At 60.8% G+C, this 23713-nt stretch carries 2 protein-coding genes; both read right to left on the bottom strand.

From position 1 onward, the window contains the following. Positions 1–101: 101 nt before the first annotated feature. On the bottom strand, positions 102–3032 hold the full coding sequence (locus ACILSI_RS27125) for a beta strand repeat-containing protein (protein ID WP_395725060.1): 2931 nt from the start codon (positions 3030–3032) through the stop codon (positions 102–104). A 229-nt stretch (positions 3033–3261) separates the two neighbouring features. Next, positions 3262–23676 carry a beta strand repeat-containing protein gene (locus ACILSI_RS27120; RefSeq protein ID WP_395725059.1) on the bottom strand — a complete coding sequence of 6805 codons (20415 nt, stop codon included), beginning with the start codon at positions 23674–23676 and terminating at the stop codon, positions 3262–3264. Between the last annotated feature and the right edge of the window lie 37 nt (positions 23677–23713).

The following is a 23713-nucleotide window of genomic DNA, read 5'->3' as shown; positions in this document are numbered from 1 at the left end:
AAGCCCTGTCACGCAGGGCGGTTTGCAGACTCCGGGTCAGTTTGTTGAACATGGCTCCTTCTCAACTCCCGCCCATTCCAGCACCTTGCCAGAAAGGCGTTTTATTTGCGAAGACACCGCCTAGTCGCTGGCGTGACGCCGTTAAGTTCGAGAATGCCGTCCTGACGGATGGTCAGCGCGGCGGCAGCGCCCAAACGATCAGCGCCAGCGAGTCGCACAGTTCCTTCGTTGATGGTGATCGTGCCCGTCTGAGCGTTCGTGCCGCCCAGACGCAAGGTGCCTGCGCCCACCTTGGTGAAGCCGCCCGTGGTCGTCGCGGTGATTGGGGCATCGAGAGACAGCGCGTTGGCCCCGCCATCCACATTGATGACCAGCGCACCGCTGCCGCCCGTGCTGACGCCGGTGCCCGTGATGGAGCCGGAGCCGCCGGTCTGAATGATGCCGCCACTGGCGTTCGCAGTGCCTGCGGTGCGAATCGTGAGCAGGCCGGTCATGTTGAGGGCGGTCGCTCCATTGATGCGGAGCGAGTCGATGGTCACCGCAGCGTTGCTGAAACCAGCGCCCGTGATTTCCATGCTGCGCGCCGAAGTCAGCGCGGTGGAGGTGGTGGCAAAGTCCGTATCGGTTGTGTAATTCGGCACCCGCAGGGCTGTCGCTGCTCCCGGCACAAAGGCGAAGTTGGCCCCATTGTAGTAGAGACCGGCATTCGCGATGTTGTTCGTGATGGCAGTCGTGGTGAACGAAACCGTGTCGCTGACAGTTGGGGTGTCAATGTTCACCGTGCCACCGCCGCCGACGGTGCCGAGCGAGGCAAAGACAATGGAAGCAGTGCCGCCGCTGCCGGGGGAGAGCTTGATGGTCCCCGAGCCAGCGGTGGGAGTCAGGGCTCCAAGCGTTTCCACGTTGTTGGTGCTGGCCTGACCGACCAGTTCCAGGATGCCGCCCGCATAGACATTGGTGGCATTGAACACGATGGCCGACGCATCGGCAAGGATAGTCGAACTCGCGGCATTGGCCTTCAGTTGCAGTGTGCCGTTCGAAATGGTGGTAGCCCCGGTGTAGGTGTTGGTGCCAGCCAGGATCCATCGGCCCGCGTCGATCTTAGTCACCAGCGTGGAGCCGTTTTGAGCGATGGCCCCGTTGATCGTGTTGGCCCCGATGTTCGTGCCGCCCAAGGTCAGGGTCTTGGTTCCTGCACCCGTGGCGGTGAATGCCGCGTTGAGAACAACCCCAGGGCTGGTGCCGGTCTGGTTGGCGAGAATGGTCGCGCCACCCGTGGTGCCAGCCAGATTAAACACCTTGCTGGTGGTCAGGTTGGCGAGCGTGGCATTGTTCCCCACGATGCTGAAGGTCGCCCCGGTCGTGGTGGTGCCAATATTAATGTTGGAGGTGTTATTCGTAATGGCACGGAAGTCATTGATCGCCACCGTGCCGCCATTGACATTCACGTTCCCGTCCAGCGTCGAGGCCGTGCCAGTGAGGGTCAGAGTTCCAGCGCCCGACTTGGTGAGGATGTGGTTAAAAGCAGCGGAGGCGGCAATGATGTTTCCGTTGATGAAGGTGTTGCCATTGCCGCCGATGTTCATCGTGCGGTTGCCCGTGTTGTCGGCGTTGCTCCAGAAATTTCCCGTTAACGAAAGAAGCGCCCCACCTTGAAGGTTGTTGGTCAGCGTGGTGTCACCATTGCCGCCATTCACGGGCGCGGTCGTGAAGCTCATGCCGTAGCCGTTACGACTGTTGAACGTCAACGTAATGCCGTCCTCGTAGGACAAGTTGCCGAACGCGACGGTCTGGTCCTTGGCGGAACTGCCCGGTGTGTGGTCCGCAAAAATCGTGCTGGCAGCACGGAAATAGACGTTGGCATTGGTGCCATTCGAAACCTTGACGTCCGGCGAGTCCATCAACACGGCCAAAACGCCTCCATTCATGTCCAGAACCGCACCCGTAGTCCCGCTGGTGCGGGTGCCGAGCACCCCTGCCGAGTCGATCCGCACGACGCTCTGCCCGCTGGCGGCGCTGGCGCTGACACGAATGGTGCCGGAGAAACCGGAGGAATCGGAAGGATTAAGGAACAAGGTGCCACCGCCAGAGCCCTCCAAGGTGCCCGTGCCGGCGAGGATGCCGGTGACGTTGTAGAAGCTGGCCCCCGCCTGATTAATCCCGCCCAGGGAGTTGATGGTGGTCGCAGCGACACCCTGAACATTGAGCGGTCCGGTGATATTGAGCGTGCCATCCGCAGCAATCATGCGGGTGTTCATATTCGTGCCACTGAAGGCCACCCCCATGTCCACGGTCCCGGACAGCGTGTTGTTCCCAGTGCTGACAAGGGCCGCACCGTTATCCCCAACCGGTCCTCTGCCTTGGAGGGACAGATCCCGGGAGAGGGTGATATTGCTGCCTGTGCCATCGAGCACCAAAGAGCCGCCACCGAAACCTCGCAGGTTATTGACGCCAAGGGAACCGGCACTCACATACGGATTGAAAGCCGCGACAACGATGGGGGAACTGCTCGCGCCCAGCGCCCCCTGACCCGTGATGATGAGGGAACCGTTGCTAATCGTGGTGGTGCCCGTGTAGGCATTGGCGTTGTTCGAGAGGCGAATGGACCCGCCACCAGTCTTCGTGAGCCCCGCAGAGCCGAAGATCTGGCTGGAGATCATAGCGGACTCACCAAGATTGGCATGCAGTGTCGGTGTCGTCCCCGCCAGGGTGAGATCACCTCCCGTGAGTGTGTACCCGCTGCGCAGGAAGCTGAGCTGATTGGCCGTGATACCAGCCACCAGGGTGACCGTGCTCAGAGCCGGAACATCTCCTGGAGCCACCACCCCGGTGAAAATTGCAAGATCAGCGCTGGTGTTCGGCCAGACATCATTGCTGGCCGTATCCCACCAGCGCGGGGCGGCAATGTCCCAGGTTCCGGTCCCACCCAGGCCAGCACCATTCAGACTATTGCCCAGCGGCTCGGCATCACTGTCCCAGTACAAGGTTGCGGCTTGCAGCGGCTGGGCTACCTGACAGCAGGCCAAAAGCATGAGCCCGAGGCAACTAAAACGCTGGCTATGCAGGCGGGGGCAAACTGAATATCTCATGGTTGTTAGACCACAGTACCAGATTTAAATCGTTGAATTCCAATGACTCAATGCGTGGCGAATCGCCATTATTACGAGTGGCGGTAAACGCCTCACTGAGTGGCGATTTACGCCGCAAAAAGCCCCGCCAGTCTCCCGGCAGGGCTTCGTCAAATCACTCTTTCTGCCCACTTCAGTGACGACGGCGGCGTAGCATGAGGCCGATAAGGCCGAGAAGCAGGAACAACGAGCGGGAGGGCTCAGGGACGACGACAAGGATGCCGTGGGTGGCAAAGGCGCTGGTGTCCCAGGCGAAACCGCTCAAGTTCAAGTCAGGCAGGTAAAAATCACCAAAGACACCACCCGAGGAGAATCCTGTGCCAAGATCGAGTCCACTGGTGACACTACCCCAATCGAGCAGGTTGAATACCTGGCCATAACCGTAGGTCATCGTGCCATTTTCTAGAACGTGGACCTTGCTGCCTGCGCTCAAAGTGAGTGCGCCAGTTACGTTGATGTAGTCGTGATTGCTGGAAGATGAGGGAGCCACGTTCCAAATAGCGGCTGCTGCTGCTGCATTGGCTGCATTGGCACCCGCACCGCCAAAGTCAGGATTGAAGAGATCACCAGCCGTGTTGTAGTCCGAGCTGTTGAAGGTATAGACCCCGTTCACAAAGGTAATCGCTGTCCCTACCGTGGGAGTCGAGATGCCGACTTGGAGCATTGAGCCGGAGTTCACCACCAGATCCTTGTTGATGTTCAGCGTGCCATTATCAGAACCCAGACTGCCTCCGGGAGCCAAGATGCCCACACCACCGGAGCCGACTGTAACGGTGCTTGAACCGCTGCCGAGGGTGACAGCGTCCGCAGCCGAGAGCACCGCAGCATTCTGGCTCGTGAAGCTGTTGGTAACCGCGCCGTAAGTGCCGAGGCTGCCGGAGGCTTCACCCACGTTAATGGCGGCGGTGTTCGTCTGGCTGGCGGTGAAGTGCAACTGACCATTACTTGCCGTGGTGGTTCCGCTGTAGGTGTTCGCATTCGACAGAATGGTCGTGCCCGTGCCCGACTGCGTCACACCGCCTGCGCCGCTGATGATACCGCCAAGAGTGTTGGTGTTCGCCCCGGTCGCGTTGACCGTGCCTTCGTTGGCGACGGCGTTGGTCAAGGACGTGTTGTTTGCCAGATTCACGGCAAGGGTTGCACCGCTGACCGTGGAGACTGCGGAGGAGGCGTCAATGGATCCCGTGGTGCCATTGCCGATCTGCAAAGTGCCCGCGCTCACCACAGTGGCCCCGGTGTAGGTGTTCGCGTTGGAGAGAATCGTCGTCCCCGTGCCCGACTGCGTCACAGCCCCTGTTCCGCTGATGATGCCGCTCAGGGTGTTGGTGTTCGCCCCGGTCGCGTTGACCGTGCCTTCGTTGGCGATGGCGTTGGTCAAGGACGTGTTGTTTGCCAGATTCACGGCAAGGGTTGCACCGCTGACCGTGGAGACTGCGGAGGAGGCGTCAATGGATCCCGTGGTGCCATTGCCGATCTGCAAGGTGCCCGCGCTCACCACAGTGGCCCCGGTGTAGGTGTTGGCGGCGGTGAAGGTCAAGGTGCCTGCACCTTGTTTAGTCACATTGCCAGTTCCAAGGATGACACTGCCGCTGACGGTGGTGTCTCCACTTCCGCCCACAGTGAGGTTTTCATTCGATCCGCCTGCGGTCTCGCTCACAGAACCAGAAACGGTCAGCAGGTTGCTGCTGTTGTTCGTCCAGGTCTGGCTCGCCCCTAGAACGACGTTGGCGGAGATGGTGTTCGCACCAGAACCAGAGGCCACCGTAATGCCGCTGGCACCGTTGATCGTCAGGCTATTGGTGCCGGTGCCGGAGGCGATGATGGAGCCTGCGGTGTTGGCTGTGCCGGCACCGGTGAATGTGAGACTGTTGATCGAGAAGTTACGATCCAAGTTCGTTGTGGCGTAGAAGTTCGTCGGCGTGTTGGCCGTGATGAAGACATCCGTGCTCGGACCAGGGACCGTGGCGACCGTGGTGCCGACGTCGGTGGTCCACCAGTTTGTGTTGGTGGCATTGCCGTCCTTCCAACTGGACGTGCCGAAGTTGCCGCTCCAGTAGGCCGCTGTATCGGCGGTGGGGACGATTTCGAAAGTGGAAAGCGGACCAGCGACTTGGAGGCCGCGGCCAATAAGCGTGCCGGCGTCATTAATGAAGCTGAACTGGTTCAAGACCGTGTTGGCCGCGAATCCAGGATTGGTGGTGAACAGGAGGCGATCCTGAGTTGGATCGAGACTGTCCGTCGTGGCGCTGAGGGCGTAAACGCTGCCCGTCCAGTTCGCCACGGTGACGCCATTGAGGGAACCGGCGAGGCTGGCGAAGGTCAGGCTGTTGGTGGTGCCGGTGCCGAAGTCCAGCGTGCCGGGGGAGGCTGCGGAGAAGGTGAGGGCACCGAAGCGCTGATTGTTGCCCGTCAGCGTGTTAGCGAGACTGAGGGTGGCACCGGTGGTTTGGAAATTCACTGGGGTGAATGTTGTCGGGTTGGTGAAGCTCATCACGTTGTCCACGGCTCTGGAGATGCGGAAGTTACCGCCCGTGTTCAGGTTCAGGGCGCTCGTGCCGCGAAGGCTGCCGCCGGTGCCGATCTCAAGAACGCCGCCGTTGACCGTGGTGGTGCCGGTGTAGGTGTTCTGGCCGGTGAGCACCTGGGTGGAAGCGCCGCTCTTGGCGAGGTTCAGGGCTTGGTTGGCATTGGATATCACGCCGCCGAAGGTGGTGCTGCCGGTGGTGTTGCTGACCGTGAGGGTTCGGATCGAGCTGGAGTTCGTGATGAGACCGCCGGTGGTGGCGCTGCCGCTGGAGAGGGAGGCCACGGTTTCATTGAAGCCAGCGATGTCCAACGTGCCGCCGGAGTTGACGACCAACGCCGATCCATCCGGAATGACGCCCGCGATACCGAGTTGTAGCAGGCCGCCGTTGACGGTGGTGGCTCCGGTGTAGTCATTCGCTGTCTGGGAGAGCACCAAGATGCCGTTGCCAGCCTTCGTGAGGCCGGAACCCGCGCCGCTGGTGATCTGGCCGCCGATGGTGGCGGTGACCTGCGGACTGGTGACGTTGATCGTGCGGGTCGCAGTTCCGAGGTCCATCACGCCGTTGAGCGTGAGGTTATGAGTGGCGGCAGTGCCGCCGAAGGTGAAAGCGGAAGCGACGGAAGGCGTGGCGAAGGCGATGGCGTTGGCAATGGTGCGCACGGTGTTGTCCGTCTGGATGGTGGCGTCGTCCGCGATCCGCAGGGTGCCGGTGCCGAGCGGGCCAGCGGTGACGGCGATCGGAGCGGCGACAGTGCTGGCGGTGGTAGGCGTGCTGGCGGCTCCGATGATGAGCGTTCCCGCGCCAAGATTGAGACCGGTGGTCCAGTTGCTGTTGGCGTTCGTCAGCACCAGCGAGCCGCTGCCAGTTTTGCTGATGGCATTGGTGTTGCCCGCATTCTGGGTGATAGCGGCGCTGATGATCAAGCCCATCGGGGAAAGACCGGAGACGTTGATGACGGGGCTGGCGTTGCTGAACTCAAGCGAAGCGAAGCGGGTGTCGGCGGTGGTGAAGGTTCCGCTGATGGTTGGTGTGCTGGCGTAGTTGTTATTAACCACGTTGATCGCTGCAGCATCGCTCAATACCAACCTGGAGGTCGTGAATGTTGTTGTTGGGCCACCGAGGGCGACCGTTGGCGTGGCCGTGCCTCCATTGTTGTTAAAGTTCAACCGGGCCACAGTGTTGGTGTAGTTGATCTGGTTGGTGGCGGATGGGGTTCCAAAGGTATTCGTGTAGTTCGGCAAGGTCAGCGTGCCACCACCATTGATCGTCACCTGATTCCCAGCGGCGATGAGGCCGAAGTTGTTGGTGCCGCCGAAGTTGACGGTGCCGCCGTTGATGACGAGGCCGTTGGCTGGTGTGGCCGCGAGCGGAACAACCACTTGGCCCGTCGCTGCAGGAGTTAGGGTGAGAGTCGCGCCGTTGTTGACAATTGTTCCGCCGGTGTAGGTGTTACCCGGCGTCCCGATGACCACCTGACCCGTCGTCAACGTTGCAGTAGCATTGGAACTCAGAGTCACCGTCGTGCCAGAGATCGCGCTAATCGTGACACCACCCGCGATGCCAGCGACACTGCTGAACACGGGCTGGCCTACATACATGGTTGCCGCCTGAGCCACTGTCACTCCGGTCAAGGTGTTGGTGCCAGTTGTGATACCGATGCCCGTCGTGCTGACCACACCCGAGGATCCGAAGGTGAGGAAGGCGGAACCCGTCGAGGCAGGAACGGCATTGGACAGGACCAGCGAGGCGGTGCCGCCGCCACTGACAATGGTCGTATTAGCGGGAACGCCGGGTCCGGTGACGGTCTGGCCGTTTGCGGTTGCTGTGCCACTTGGGACTGTGATCGTCGTGGTTCCATCGCTCACGGCGGCGAGTTGGATGCCCGAGGTTCCATTCGTGAGAATCGAGGCCGCCGAACCCGAGACCACCAAGCGGGTCAGAGCAGAGCCGCTGTTGTTAACGATACGGGAGTTCACCGTGGCGCCGGCCGTGGTGAGGTAGAGATTGTAAGTGCCCGCAGCAGCACCGGAAGGACCCGCGGCGATGCGGACCCAGTCCACATTCTGGCCGATGTTCCCAGTCGCGCCGCTCTTCAAGAGACCGCCGCCGCCTTGGGCCGCGTTACCAATGAACAGCGGGTCGGAGAACAATGTTCCACTCACGCCAAACGCGCCGACGATGTTCAGGCTGTTGAGCGTGTAGCTGGCGACCGAGGTGAGCGTGCCAGTGGCAACAAGGCGGATGTTCTGGGCGGGCTGGGTGGCCGCTGGCAGGGTCGAGGCGCTGTAGTCGAGGAATCCAGAACCGATGTCGCCCAAGGCACCCACACCGATCGCGTCCGAGGCGGATGGAGTGGATCGGTAGGTGAGGAACTCGGTGTTGTTGAAGGTGGCCCAGCCGCCGATCAAGTTGCTAACTAAGGTTGGTGCCGTGCTGAAGGTCAATTGTGGGCTTTGGCCGGCTGTTGCAGCCGTGCCGCGGCCGATCTGGCCAGTGGCGCTGGTGATGTTGAGCGTGGCTCCATTGGCCGACGTCTGTGACAGGGTCGTGCCAGCGAGATTGATGCTGCCACCCAAGCCAGTCTGCGCCTGGAAAGCGACGGTGCTCGTTCCGGCAGCCGCCGTAAGGGCACCGATTGTGGCGCTGGTCTCACCTTCAAGGCGCGGGGTGATGGAGAGCGTGCCGCCGGTCAGATTGATCGCTGAGGAACCCGTGCGGGCTGCGACGTGCGAGAGCCCGCTGTTGACCAGCGAGAGCGTGGCGTAATTCGCATTGATCGCGCCGCCGCCAGTGATGGCACCGCTATCCTGAAGGACGAGCGAGCCAGCACGGATGGTGGTGGCTCCAGTGTAGTATTGGGCTCCGGTGAGGGTCCAGGCGAAGTTGCCAGCCTTGTCCACCGAGAAGTTGTTCTCATTCGCGGTACCGCCGTTCACGCCGAGGGTTCCGGCGAAAGTGGTGAGTGCCGACTGCGCGGTGTAGAGATTGGCAGCAACAGCGCTGTCGTTGACGATGGTTCCCGCCGTGTTTGGCAGCAGGTTGGCCGTGGTGTTAGTGATCTGGCGGACGGCTTGGTTGTTGCCATTGAGCTTGACCGTGCCACCGTTGACCACGAGGTCGGCCACGGTGACGGCACCTGCGGTCGGGGTTACAATCAGCGTATTCGCGCCGCCACCGAGGACGAGGGTGCCTTCATTGACGAAGGTCGCGCCGGTGTTGAGACTGCGCCCGTTCAGGGTCAGAGTGCCAACGCCGTCCTTCACGATACCGCCGGAACCGAGCGTGTAGGCGCTCGACGTGAGGTTGCCTGGGGTGTGGTAGATCAGCAGGCCCGTGCCGGTGCCGGCCTGAAGAGCGCCGCCAACGATGCCGAGGTTGCCGCTTTCCGCGAGGATGGCACCAGAGCCGGCCGCCGTGCTGTTCAGGGACAGTGTGTTGAGCGTGCCCGCCGCGTTGAAGAGCGTGGTGGCGCTGGTGGCGCTAGAGACACCACCGCCGATGGAGGTCAGGCCGCCTCCGGAGGAGAGGTTGAGGCTGTTGACCGTCGTGCTCGAATGAAGGCCCAGCGCCGTGGTCACGTTCGGGTTGGAGGTATTCGCAGTGGCGTTGGACACGGTGCCTGCGGTGGCCGTGATGGTCAGCGGTGTGGCTGTGCCCAGGTAGGTAGCACCGAGGGTTGCTGCGTCGAAGTAACCGGTATCGGTGGTCGTGTAGAGACGGAAGCCGTTGGCATCGCTGGTCACGAAGCCGGTACCGCTACTGTCGATACCGATCATGTCGGGCCGGATGTTGTTCACAAGGTTGGCCGTGGTGGCGAAGACGTTGACACGACCCGAGGCCGCCGTGCCGCCACCGAGCTGGCCGCTGCCGGCGTCCAGGGTGAGCGTACCGCGGTTGGTGGTGCTAGATGCGGCCACGCTGGCCGCATTGATCGACGTGCCAGCCGTACCGGAGGTCAGAGCAAACTTGCTGGCACCTTCCAGGTTAGTGATCGTGTTCACCGCCTCAATCACCGCTGAGCTGCCACCGCGGAAGTCGAGGATACCACCGCGCATGCTGATAGCACGGTCAGCAGCCGTGGCCTGCACGCTGGTGGTGCCGCCAAGGCGGTTGCCGAGCACGTTGGTGCTGTTGTCGAGCTTCAGCGTGCCGCCTTCAGAGAGAATGGTGGTGACAAAGCCGACCTTGGCCGTGGTGCTGTCGAGGGTGACGATACCACCGTTGATCTGGAGGGTGCCGAGGATGTTGGCGGAGTTGTCTTTGGCGAGATTCCAATTGCCAGCACCGATCTTGGTGACGTTTAACAGACCAGAGGTGTAGTCAGAAGCCAGCGTACCTGCAAAGGTACCGCTCGTGCCAGCCGAACCGGTGACCAGTGTGCCGCCAGTGTTGAAGCTGAAATTCTTGATGACTGCCGTGGAGGTCGCAGGATCAGTGTCCGTGCTGTAAACCGAGCCGATCTGCGTATTGGTCTGGCCGCGCATGTCGAGGATGGTGCCGTTATCGAGAGCGACCGAGGCATTGGCGAAGTTTGAGCCACCGCCCGTGTTCGGCCCGAAGATCAGGGAACCTGCATCCACATTGATCGTGGTCACGCTGGTGCTTACGCCGCCAAGTTGCAAGGCTCCGAGTCCCGCCTTGTTGAGAGTGGCTCCGCCGAAGATGTTGGCGTTGATGGCGAGACCGACCTGTTCGTTAGAATGGCCTAGAGTGCCGACTTCAGTCGCGCCGGTAACAGCGGCGACAGTGAGTGTCGGAGATGCAGCCAGGGAGATATTACCGAAGATGGACGGCACGGCGCGCACGTCATCGAGATTCGAGGCGGTGATGTCGCCGGAAATCGTGAGAGTGCCTGCACCCGTCTGGACTAGCGGACCGCCATCCTGATAGCCGCCCTGGCTGTTGAAGGTCAGGCTGGCGATGGTGTCGTCGAACCCGTTGAGGTCGAGCTGGGAACCGCCACGGATCGTGATGGCCGAGGCGTCAGCAATCTGGTTGCTGGCGTTGAGAGCAACGCGGGAGTTGGCGATCGAGCCAGTGGCCGCACCAGTGGTGCCGCCGGTGATAATGAGGTTCCCGGTAATGGCGTTGGTCGTGGTGACGGGCACGAAGTTGGTCGAGGCAACCGGAGCGGCTCCAAGGTTGACGATCACGCCGTTGACATAAGCGGTGCCAACGTAGCTGTTGGTGTTGTTCAGCGTGATGAGGGCACCCGCCGTCGTGCTCATGGAATCCATGACCAAGGCAAAGGTGCCGGTGATGTCAGAGTGAATGGTTAGGCCGGAAGTCGAGCCACTATGCAGGAACAATTCAGAGCCGGCGGTGGTGAGCTGGCCGCGCGTGGAGGCGTTGGTGGTGGCACCGATAATACGGGCCGCAGCGTCCGTGCCGCTGATGAGACCGCCGCTGGCGAGCGACAGGGTGTTCGTTCCCGTGGCCGCGAAGGAGACGGTTACCGCGCCGCCATTCATGGTCAGCGAGTTAATCGTCTGCGTGCCGGAGATGGCTGAGAGTGGGTTCGCGTTGATGCGAACGTTGTCAGTGGCGCCTGCGCCTGGCAGGGTCAGCCTCTGCTGCACGCCATTCAACTGCCGGAGGCCGGTGACTGGATCGTAGGTGGCGAATTCGGCATTCGTGTTACCTGTGTTGCCATCCGAGGTGACCACTGTGGCCCAGCCGCCGAGGATGCCATTGACGTTCGTATTCAGCGCGCTCGCAGTGGCGGTGACAAAGGGGTTGTCGCCGAACGAGCCGGTGCGGGAGGTGAAGTTGAGAGTGGAACCCGTGTCGCGGCTGAAAGTGCCGCCGAGGTTGAGGGTCGCGGTGCCGAAGGTGTTATTGCCCACATCCAAGCGGATGAGGCCAGTGCCGCCGGTGACACTCAGATTGCCAAGGGTGACCGATCCGTTGGTGCCACCACGGCTGATGTATTCGAATCCACCGCCGTCAAGGAAGATCGGCACAGCGCCGATGCGGTTGGCCACCGCCTGGATGCCAGAGTCGTCCCAGCGGAGGAGGGAGTTGCGGATACTGATGCTCGAAGTTCCCGAGAGTTTGCCTTGATCGGCGAGGGCGAGAACCTGACCAAGCACTGTGGTGGTGCCGGTATAGGTGTTGTCGTCCACGAATGTGGATGTGGTATTACCGGTCTTGGAGAAGTTCAGGCCCGTGCCTTGAATGGAGCCAGCCCATATCTGCCCGCTGTTCTGGTTGATGACAAGATTGCCTGTGCCGGTGACGATTCCGCCAGTGCCAGGCAGAGTGCCCGCGCTGGAGAGGTTGCCGACGATCTGTGAGTTTGAGGTGAGATCGAGGGTGGCACCCGCATTCACGACGAGGGCGTTGGCATTCGAGGTGGTCGTGAGGGCATTGATCGCCGGAGCCGTTGCCGCCCGGTAGAAGATCGCGTTGTCCGGGGCTCCAGCAGCGATTTGCAGGGTGCCGCCATTCACGGTGGTTTGACCGGTGTAGTTGTTACCCGAAGAGGAGCCGAGGATAAGGGTGCCGTTGCCCGACTTGGTGAGGCCTCCTGTTGTCGGTGCGACTGTGCCACCGAACGGCACGGCGACCGTCAAGGTCTTCGTGGAACCAATGACATGGACGATAGCCTCACGGTTGCCACCGACGTTGAGGAAGCCAGTGCCACCTACGCCAATGGTGTTGTCTTCCAAGGCGAGGATACCGCCGGAATCGAGGGAGAGGTTAACTTTGTCAGCCAGGGTAATGTTTTTGCTCGCAGTATTGAAGGTCAGCGAGTTGATGCCGGTCGTCTGGAAACTGTTCGGTGTGGCATTAGCGAGAGAGGCGGCAGCCGCGAGTCGGATGTTCAAGTCCGTGGCACTGTTGGCGACTGCTCCGGTGGGCAGGGTTGCGGCGTAGTTGCCTGCGGCCAACGGCTGAATACCGGCAGTAGCGGTGTAGTTCGCAAAGCTGGTGCCTGAGCCGCTAGCGGACTGATCGACGATCAACCAAGGGAGAATGCCCGTGGCGGTAGTGGCACCAAAAGCCTCTGAAGTGCTCCCAACAGGTGTCGGTGCGGTGCCGATGATCACATTGGTGTTCGTGGTCGCGGGTGTCCCACTGCCAAGGCTTGTGCCGCGGATGAGAACCGTCGCTGTGTTGGCAGCACGAGCCAGCGTGGCTGCGCCGGTGCTGGTCAGGCGGACGTTCTGCGATGTGGTGTTATCCAACGTCACCACGCTAAATCCACCACCGAAGGTCAGGATGCCGGTGCCAATGTTCTCATTCACGGTAGCGGCCCCACTGTTGATGATCAGCTCGCCGCCGTTGACAGTAACCGCGCGATTCGCGGTGTTGAGGACGCTCAGTCGGCCACTGACCGCAGTGCCTGAGTTGTCGAGTAGGAGGGTGTTGGTCGGGATTCCGGCGGAGACAGGACCGGCATTGATCGTGACCGTGCCGGCGATACCGAGCTGGCCTGCAGCACCGCTTACGGTGATGTCACCCAGGACGAGAGTCGCTGCCGAGAAAGTATTTGCGGCAGTCAGGGTGAGCTTGTTCGAGCCGACCTTGGTGAGGGTAAAGGCGCCCGAAACGATTCCGCCGAGGGTAATGTCACTGCCTGCGGAACCTCCACTGGTGGCGTTGATCCAATCGGAGCCAATGCTGGCGGCAGCACTCAATACGAGGGCGCTGTTCACGGTGGCAGTAGTGGTCGTGTTGCTATTGACTAATGCTCCCAGCGTATTGCGGGCGGCAGTGAAGTTACCACGACCGCTGCCAGCGATGGAGAGGAACTCCGAAGTCGTCTGACCATTCAAATCAAGCACCGCGCCACTGGCAAGAGTGGTACCGTCTTGAGCAAGGGAGGTCGCCGCACCGAGCGCACCAGCAACGCCGAGCTTGATGATGCCGCCAGCCGAGGTCGTCGCAGCGCTTACGGAGATCGGACCGAGGAGCGTGGTGCTGTTGTCGGTGTTGAGGAAGAGGGTGTTGGTGCCCGTCTTGGTAAGCGTCTGAATTGTCGCCAAGGAGTTGATCACGCCGAGGGTGAGATCGCCGTAACCGCCGACGGAGGCGTTGCCACCAAGGGTAAGCGAACCGGCCAGGCTGGCCGCTGTGCCTGAGCTATTCCAGAGAGCCGCACCGGAGTTGGCGTTAAGAATGTTCGCGGGTGTCGCGGATGGGAGGGTGGCACCGGCACCAGTGATGTTAATATTGCCAGCCACTGCACTCTGACCGTTGAGGTCGAGCATACCGGAGGCGGAGAAGTTATAGACACCAGCGAGGGCTGCCGTAGTCGGCACTGATATGGTAAAGGTCGTGCCGGTAGGCGTACCGGTAACATAGGCACCAACTGGGATACCCGTGCCAAAAACCGCTGAGCCAACCTGAATGCCCATGTTGGCGTTGGTGTCAGCACCTGCGAGGGTAATCAAAGTATTACCAGTGGTGTTGGTCGGTAGTGTGGTCGAGTTGGCACTGTTGTTGCGAATCGTTGTGCCACCAGCAGGCAACGCATTTGCGTTGTTCAGGATCACGGTGCCGCCCTGAACTGTCAGCACTCCCGTGAACGTAGCGGTGTTGTTGGCACCGAGGATCAGAGTGCCTGTGCCGGATTTCGTGAGGCCATTGCCCGAATCAGTCACCGCTCCGATCAGGTTCAGGGTGCCAGCGCTAGCCGTGGCTGTGTTTCCGGTATAAACGAGAGCACCCGTGCCAGTGATGCTGGTCGCACCACCCGCGCCATACCAGCCGGTGCCAAAGCTGCCGTTCGGGCCGTTGACGATGTTCAAGCGGGAGTCCGCGCCCAATGTAAGAGTTTTCGAGGAATCGATGACCGCACCAAACTGGGTGCCGAACGTGTCGATCGTGGCCGAGGTGCTGGCAGCGAGTGAGTAGTTTTGATTGATGATGGCCGCGCCATTGAAGAAGTTGGCAACCGTCGGAGCAGCGGTGGTGTTGTTGTAAAGCTTGCTTGAATCGATGGACTGGAAACTCGTGGCACCACCGGTGTCCGCACCGGCGTAGAGGAGGCGGAAAGCACCCCCGCTGCCTGCATTCGAGGACTTGTAAACAATGGAGTGGTAACCGGCAGAGAGGCCAGTGACCGTAACCGCAGCGCTGTCAGTCATACCACCGGGGAATCCCGTAATGATCGCATTGCCGTCAATAAAGAGAGCGAAGCCATCGTCCCCACCCGTGCGGAAGGTGTAGTCACCACCCGTGGTGATTTCGAGGAAACCGGAATAGACGGCCGCCGAGTTCACCGCGGTGCCGGTGAGGACGTTGGGACGGTTGCCGAGGACGCCATCATTGAGGCGATTGGCGACGAAGTTCGAACCTGAGAAGCCGATGCCGGCCACTTGCTGGGAGATGACTGATGTTGCAGGTGCCGTAGTCAGATTGGCGAAGGCCGCATTGAGGCCACCGCTGGAATAACCAAAATCGGTCATATTAGCACCGGTGAGCACTTGGTTTTGGATGCCCAGCGGATAAGAGCCACTGAGAGTGACGTCACCGCCAGCCAATGTGTTCGTCTGACCGATGGTGACGAGATCTGGGAAAACGAGACTGCCTTGGCCGACATTGATCGGCTTGTCACCCGAATACCCGAAGACGACCACTGTGGCACCGGATGCCACGTTGATTTGCGGTACTAGGCCAGTAGGTGTGTCACCACTGACATTGAGGAGACGCAAGATGTAGCCGTTGGCGCTGCTAACGTTGAGAATCTGCCCGCCCTGGAGGCTGAGGTCGGCGACTTCGATGGTGTTCAGGGTGTTAGCTCCATTATTGCCGACATGAATGTTGGCGGTCGAGTTACCAGCATTGATGGTGATGTTGTTGGCATAGCTGATGAGGCCGTTGCTGCCAGTGCCGCTGTTTTGCAGGGAGAGGAGACCGCCGTCGTTGATCAGGACGTTGGAACCGGCGAAGACTGGGGCGGTGCTAGCTCCATTGAGTCCGGCGAGAGTCAGTGTTCCAGCATTGACGATGGCACTCGTGGTAGCGGCGGCACCCCAATTGTTGAGGCCGCTGCCAAGGACGAGCGTTCCAAGACCTTCCTTGGTGATGTAGTCCGTCGCTCCACCAGTGATGGCACCATTCAGGGTAAGGATCGCCTGTGGGGCATCAACGGTGATCACAGTATTGCCAGCGTTCAGTGAGGTAGCGCCGTTCAGGGTAAGGCTGTTGGTTCCCTTGAGGGTGAGGTTGAGTCCGCCGAGGACGTAGTCGTTGTTCAGGGTGCGAGTGCCGGTGTCCACCGTGAGATAGGTGCCGGAGTTGATGGTCAGCGGGTTGGTGCCGACGGGGCCGTTGGCGAAGGTATTGGCTATGCCGGTGATCGAGTCGCGAGTGGTCACATTGGTGTTGCCACCGATGGCAAGACCGCCCGTCGCGAGGGTAACGCCGCCCGTGAAGAGGCTGGCTCCGCCGAGCTGCACCAAGCCGGTGCCGTTCAGGTTAAGTCCGCCAGTGCCGCCGATGGGAGCGCTGATGTTGAGCGTGGGAGTGATGTTGGCGACAGTGCTGTTGCCATTGATGGTCACGGCACTGGCCGTGATGTCGCGGGTGACGGCGCCAATATCGACTGCCACACCACCCGAGCCAGCACCGGAAATAACGGCTACTGACCCTGCATTTTCGGAAGCTGCGGTGATGTTGCCAGTCAGGGTAAGGATGCCAGTGCCGATGGCCAGCGTGGGTGCGGTACCGCCGTTGTTGTTGAAGACGAGGCCGGTGAGGCTGTTGGTCGTCGCAGCGGCAAGATTGACGGTGGAACTGCCATTGAGAGTCACGACCTGAGGCGTGATGATGCCGCCTGCCACCTGGGTGAAGGTGGCACCATTGACCGTCAGCCCATTGCCCGGGAGGGTACCCGTGGCGGCAAGCGTGGTAGTGCCCTGATTCAGCACGGTGCCGCCCCCGTAAGTGTTTGTACCCGCGAGGGTGAGTGCATTACCCCCACTCTTGACCAAGGTGACTCCGGCACCCGTGATAGCACTGTTGATGACCTGCGGCCCCGTACCCTGAGTGTAAACGAAGAGTTCCGGACCCGTGGTGGTGAGGCTGCCCTGATTGACCACACTGCCGAGGGTCTGCGTGGCCGTGCTGAAGAAGAGCAGGCCACCGCTGCTGAGGGTCAGCGTCTTGCCAGCCGCGATGTCCACCGTGTTGGCCGCGACGTTTCCGAAGCGCAGGCTGTTGATGGTGAGATCGTTGGTGACGGTGATACTGCCCGTTACGGCGGCATTCAGATTGATGTTGTCCGTGGCTGCGGCGGCATCCAGGGTGCCTGTGGTGGTCGTGGGATTGGAATAACCAGCAAAGCCGACCGAGTCCAGCCTGCCAACACCGAGGGTGGGATTGTAGCTGGCAAAATCACTGGTGTTGATGATGGCCCAGCCGCCGATGATGTTATTGGTTAGTCCGGCACCCAAAGTGCTGGTGGCAACGCCATTGAGGGTGGGGATGAGAAGGCGCCCAGCACTGCCGATTAAACCCAGGCCAGTCGGGCTGAAGTTCACCGTACCACCGCCCGAGGCGCGGTTGAGACTTGTGAGCGTCAGTTCAGCCGATCTAACGCCCGTGCCGCCTTCCGTGACGGTGATCGTGGAGCCTCCCTGTACCAGGGTCACCGCGCCGAGTGTCTCGGTGGAGTTTGCCTGGGCGCGGCCCAGGAAGGTGAGGGTGCCGCCCAGCAGGCTGATGGCAGCGCTGTCATTCACACGGTTCGTGAGGTCCGTGGTGCCGGTGTTGCTAATGCTCAGGGTCGAGTAGGCGAGCTTGATGGCGCTGGTGCCAGAGAGCTTGCCCTCGTCCAGCAGGGTGAGCGTGCCGCCGTTGATGAGCGTGCCGCCGGTGTAAGTGTTGTCGCTGTAGAAGGTGTTGGCGGTAGCACCGGATTTGTTGAAGAAGACATCGCCCGTGATCTGCCCACCCCATTGGTTGGCGGTGCCGTTCGCATGCACAGCCACCAAGGTAGCCGCGGAGGAAGAGGTAATGGTGCCGCCAGTTCCGGCAAATGCCGTGCGGTTTGGAGAAGTAATGTCGCCGACCATCTGTGAGTTGCCGTTCAGATTGAGTGTGGCACCAGGCCCAACGGAAAGGAGCTGGCCGTTGGTGCCACCCTGAGCACCCTGCCAGAGGGTGTTTTCTCCGCCCGCCAGGGTGACTGTGCCGCCGTTGATGGTGAACACAGCCGCGCCCGTGTTGAAGAACTGCTTCGTGTTAAACGTGAGATTGCCGCCAAGACCCTTGGTGACGTTGGCCGAGCTCGTGATGGCGGCATTGACCGTGAGGTCCGCGCCGGAATCCACCAGCAGGCCACCTTCCACCGCGCCGAAGGCGATGACTGGCGCGGAGTTGGTGGCAACAAGGGCGGCATTACCGATGGTCTGGTTGGCGGCCACCGAGAGAATGTTCCCAGAGGTCAAAATGAGCTGCTGGCCACCCGAGGTAGCGAAAGTCACATCCGTGCCCGCTCCCGCGATACGAAGGGAGTTGAGGGTGCGTCCGTTCAAGCCGGGATTGCTCAGCGCAACGGTGTCGCCGGTGACATTGTAGTTCGTGATGGCGCTGAAGACACCGGTCACGTTGGAAGCGTTGATGCCGTAAGCTGTGCCGCCGTTGACGTTGGTGAAGGTCAAGTCGGTGTCCGGGCCCACAACGTCGCCCGTGCCGTCGGTGACGGTGTAGGCGGTGAAGGCGGTGGTTGGCGTCGCCGCGCCCGTGTTAGTTGCGAAGTTGGTGCCCGCGCCATCTTTGACCACCACGCGCTGCATGATGCCGTTGGTCATCGTCGGGAGAGTGGTGAAGACGAGCCGGTTGGTGGTGGCGTTGAAGGTCTGAGCACTGGCGAGTGTCAGCACCGAACCGCCCGCGGCAGCGCCCACGCTGGCGAAGGTCAGTGTGGCGTTGGAGGCGTCTTCGTTGTTCAGGGTGATGGTGTTGGCACCCCAGCTGGAGGTGAGGGCACCGAAGGTCTGTGTGGAAACGGCAAAGCCATTGGCGGTGTAGCTCAGGTTGCCGTTGGCGAGACCAACCGTGCGCGCACCTGCAATGCGTGTCACGGCAGTGCCCCTGTCATCAATGTTCAGCAAAGCATTGTTATTGACGGTGATGTTGCCGGTGGCACCGGTGAGCTGGCCGGCCCCGCTGATGTTAAAGGTGCCCTGCGCAATGATCGGTGTGGCAGTGCTGCTGGCTACACCAGTGAGATTGAGTGTGCCGGCGCCGATCTTGGTGAAGGCAGCGGTGTTCGGCGTGTAACTGCCGAGGTTGATGATGCCGGTGCCTACTGTGTTGAAGGTCGGGCTGTTGCTGTTCTGCATCGCTCCAGAGGCAATGTTGAGAGTGGCTCCATTCGCCGCGCCGTAGGTCTGTCCCTGCGCAGCCGAGTTGGTGATGGCTCCCGTGACGGTATTGACGCCGCTGGCTGAGAAAATAGCTCCGGTGTTGTTGATGCCGTTACCACCACCGGTGGTAGAGGCCGCGTTGACCGCATTGGCGAGGGTGATCCCCCCGGGTAGGTGGAGAGCAGCGCCAGCAACCCCATTGAGAATGATCTGGCCGCTGCCAAGGGCGGTGTCATTGCTGATCTGGATCACGCCCTGATTGATGGTGGTCGTTCCGGTGAAGCCAGGCTGAGCTACGGTGATCGACAAGGTGCCCAGGTCGTTCTTTTGCAAGGGCGCGCCGGGTGCGAGCGAGACGTCGATGGCACTGGCGAGGGTGAGCGTGGCACCATTGGCAACTTCGATACGGCGGGCCGAGGCGGAGTCGAGGGCCCCAAATTTGAGCGCAGGCGTCGTCGCCGCATCCAGCGTCATGTTGCCCGTCGTGCGGAAGGTGGCGACGAGACCGGCGCTCGGGTTGAGCAGGATGATATTGCTCGAATCGCCGAGCGAAGCGACATTCGGCACCGAGAGGACGCCGTTCTGAATGTCGATGGTGGAACCTCCGCTGCCGAAGGTGTTCCCTGCACCGCCGGTCAGGGCGAGGGTGCCGAGGCCGGTCTTGATGAAGGCCGTGCCGCCTGCGACGCCGCCGGTCAGGGCACCGGAAAACGTGAGTCCCTGGACGACATTGGAGTTCGTCGCGTTGAGGACATTGAAGGTCGGCGTGTTGGCAGCCGGCAGGGCATAGGCAGCAGTGAGGTCAAGGCCGTAGCCGCTGCTGTTCGTGATGGTCAGCGTCTGGTTGGTAAGCCCGGTGATGGTCCCTGAACTCTGAATGGTCTTGTTGCTGGCCGTTTGGAAAAGCAGCGGGCCCGTGGTGGTGCCATTGCCCAGGCGATCCACGGTGATGCCGCTGTCCACGCCTGCCATCATCGTGATGGCGAAGGACGGACCCACGAGCACTTCGTTGCTGGCCGTACCGTCGCCGTCGAGAGTCAGGCCGAGGCTGCCACCCGCCAGGGTCACGCCGAGGTTGTTGATCGCAGCAGCGGAGTTGATGGCGAGAGTACCCTGGTTGACGATGATCGGTCCAGTAAGACTGCTGTTGGCGCCCGTGAGTTTGAGGATGCCGGGACCGGACTTGGTGATGCCGCCTGTGGAAGTGAGATTACTGGAGATCGTCACCCCGCCTGCGGAGGTGTTGTTCTGATGGAAGATGTATTCGCCAGTGGCCCCGCTGGTGATGCCGTTGTCAAACCCGCTGATCTGGATGGGCAGGGTGCCGGTGAAGAGGGCGGCTCCACTGGCCAGATTGAGCGAATCACCTGCACCCGAGCCGAGAAGGCGGACGAGGGCGGTGGTGGAGGTGTTGTCCACAAGGAGGGAGTTAACACTGTGGGCGGTGCCGGTCAGGGTGAGATCGGCGGCTCCGGAATAGCGCACGTTATTCGTGGCTGTGACACCACCGGCGGCGACGAGTTGCTCGTATTCCGTCGTGAGATTGAGGGAGCGGAAGCCGTTGCCGAAGCCGCCGAAGGTGCTGTAGGTGACGAAGGAATTGCCAATCTGGCCGGTGGCTGCCGAGTTGCTGCCGATGGCCCACGGGAGAATGCTGATGTTGCTGGAGCCGCTGATGGTGGAGCCGCCACCAATGAGGCCAGTGATCAGATTGGTGCCTGCGGTGGGGTCAGCCACGGCGACATCACCGCGCTGGGTGGAAAGGGGATTGTCGAGACCCGAACCGATCACCACGAGAGTGGAGGAGTTGGTGCGAGTGAGGCTAGCAAGTGTAAGGACCGGGTTGGTCAGCGCGGCCGTGGCACTGGAGCGCAGGGTGTTGTTACCCCCAGCCAGAGTGACTGCGCCAACACGTTCATTGCGCAAGGATTCTGCGAAGACGGAAGCTTGATCCGTGTTGGTCGAGAGACCGACCGTCGTCACCGTGGCACTCGGTGCCGTGTTCACCAGGGTAATCGCGGCAAGGTCATTGATGCGGTTGGCGAGCAGAGAGCCGGCATTGTCGATGGAGAGACCACCGCCATTGCTGATGGTGATGGCACCGACACTGGTAAGGTTACCCACGGCGTTGCCAGTGGCCAGACCGGTGCCGTTGTTGACCGCCACCTGGGCATTATTGATCGTGAGGGTGCCGGTGAAGGAATTGGTCGCGCTTTGGAGTGTGAGGGTGTTGCCATTGGCACCAGGGAGCAAGCCTTGGACGATGAGGGCACCGTTGCCAGTGATCTGGCCGGCGTAGGTGGTGTTGGCACCCTGGTTGATGGTCAGGGTGTTGCTGCCGATGGCCACCGTGCCGCCGACCGTGGCCGCGCCGGAATTCGCCACGGCAAAGCCGCTGCCCGGGACTGGGGTGCCGGCACCGAGGTAACCGCCACCCTGAAGTGACCCGATGGCTTCGTTGCTGCCATTGAGATCGAGGATGGCGTTTAGTTTGGCACCGAGAGTCACCGTCGAGCGATCACCGATGGCGCTGCCGCCGAAAATCTTGAGGGTGCCTTCGTTGATGTTCGTGACACCGGTGTAATTGCTTCCCGTTCCTGAAAGGAGGAGGGTGCCTGCGCCAGCCTTGGTCAGGTTCAAAACGACGGTCGGGAGGCTGCCGGCGTTTTCAATCCGGGAGGAGATGGTGAAGTCAGAACCCGTGTTGTGTTGATGCACGATCAACTCACCACCGCTGGACGTGAGAACGCCACCAGAGATGGACGCCGCATTCGCTGCAACGGTGGGGGTGACGAGGATACCACCGCCGATTCCGGTGCCGCCAGTGAGGTTCAGAATCGAACCAGCATTGACGCCAAGGGTGGAAGTTCCAGCGAAATTAAAACGGACATTGTTCGCAGCAACCGTTCCCGCCGTATTTGTGTAGGTGCCAGTGTAGCCGGTGGTGTCAGTGGCGTTCTCGGTGACCACACCACCAAAAGCGAGGGCCGAGCGATCCGTGGTTGTGACGGCAATAAGGTTATTCGAGCCGTTTTTGGCGGCAAAGTTGAAGTTGCCGTTGAGATTGACCGTCGCCCAGTTGGCCAGCGTGGTCGTGCCGACATTGATGTTGTTGGTCGTCGATTGGGTGCCGGTCAGGCCAAAGTGGAGTGTCGCGTTGGCATTGCGGGTGATGGCCCCCGTGCTGGTGAGGAGATCCGTTCCACCACCCGCGCTCGTCTGAGATAGCGTCGAAGAGGTTCGGGTGGTGAGCACGGTGGAGGCGAAGGTCTGGGTGGCTGCCGTCGCATCTGCCTTGGTGAAATCCAGAGTGCCTCCGCCGAGGGTAAGTGCTCCGGTGCCATACTGGTTGGCGGCGGCGGTTTTATTGATGGCGTTCAGCGTTCCCGCATTCACTTGGAGCGCAGTGGTGGCACCAAGCGTAGGATTAAAAGCATTCACCGTCGCTGGATTCAGGGTCAGTGTGCCGCTGCCGTTCTTAATAAGAGTGCTAGATCCTGATGTTGCCGTGCTGTTATTGGTGATATTTCCGAGAATGGTTGTATTACTACTACCCGTAATCGTGAGGTTTCGAGCGGTGGTCGTTCCTCCGCCAAAGATAAATGAGCCGCCCGAGAAGGTCACGCCTCCAGTGTTGCTCACGTTCATCGCACTTGAGGAATCCGTCGTTGTAAAGGTAGCCGCGCCAAACTCAATGGCTTGAGAACCGATCGTGGTGAGAGTGACACCCGTCGTGCCGCTGCCTAGGTTGATGGTGCCGGTATTGAGTTTGTCGGCTCCGGTCATTGCCACGGTGCTCTGGAGGAACGCATTGCCATTCAAGTTGAGAACACCCACTGTGCCCAATGGATTGAGTGAACCTACTTTATTGAGACTTAAAATACCGCCGGTCAGGTTGTTGCCTGCGGTGTAAGTGTTTGCTGCACCGCCGTTGATGTTTAGAGTTCCGGGTCCGAAGTTCACGTTACCGGCCATGTTCGTGGTCACTGACAATGTTCTCGCTCCTTGATCCTGAATGACACCATTCAGCGTGGTCACTCCGGTGCCATTAAAAGCTGCGTTGCGGTTAGCCCCTGTGTCGCCGTGCGTGATGATACCATTGAAGGTGAGTGACTTGCCTGCACCTTGAATGAAATTGGAGATGCCGTAGTTGTTGGCCCCCGTAGATGTGAGTGCCGTCGCGGCAGTGAAGGACAAGGAGTTGACACCAGTCACCTGCCCGGTGGTGTTGTTTTGCACCGTCATCCCGATGGTCAGCGCCCGATCTCCATTGATTGCCTGAACGGTGGCGACGTTGTTATTCATCAAGAGGTTAGCTGTGCCTAACGCGGTGTTACTGCCGATGCCGAGCACGCCAGCGTTGTGGGTGACACCCCCGGTGAAGGTATTGTTACCGGTCAAGGCCCAGAAGCCGTTGTCGTCCTTCGAGATGGTTAAGACACGGGCAGAGGGGGCATTCGTCAGATCGTCGGAGATTTCATTGAAGTCCGTATTAAGTCCGCGCAGATTCAGCGTGCGGGTGAAGGTTCCCGAGAAAGTGCTTTCGACATCGGTGAGCTTGAGCGGACCGCTGCCATTGTTTTCGATGCGCACCGTGCTGGCGGCTGTCTGCACGCCGGCAAGGTCAATGCGCCGGGTAACGGTTTCCCCTGCTCCGTTATAGATCAAGACGGGTGTTGTGGTAGAGGTCGTCGTCATCAGCAACCGACCTGTGGTGGTCGGTGCCGTGGCATTT

This window comes from Prosthecobacter sp. (genome assembly GCF_044232965.1).
In the GTDB taxonomy this organism is placed as follows: domain Bacteria; phylum Verrucomicrobiota; class Verrucomicrobiia; order Verrucomicrobiales; family Verrucomicrobiaceae; genus Prosthecobacter.
This window is presented reverse-complemented; position numbering and strand designations above follow the sequence as displayed.

Excerpts from the sequence above, each read along its gene's own strand:
- ACILSI_RS27125 (WP_395725060.1), bottom strand. The coding sequence starts at position 3,032 with ATGCTTTTGGCCTGCTGTCAGGTAGCCCAGCCGCTGCAAGCCGCAACC.
- ACILSI_RS27120 (WP_395725059.1), bottom strand. The coding sequence starts at position 23,676 with ATGACGACGACCTCTACCACAACACCCGTCTTGATCTATAACGGAGCA.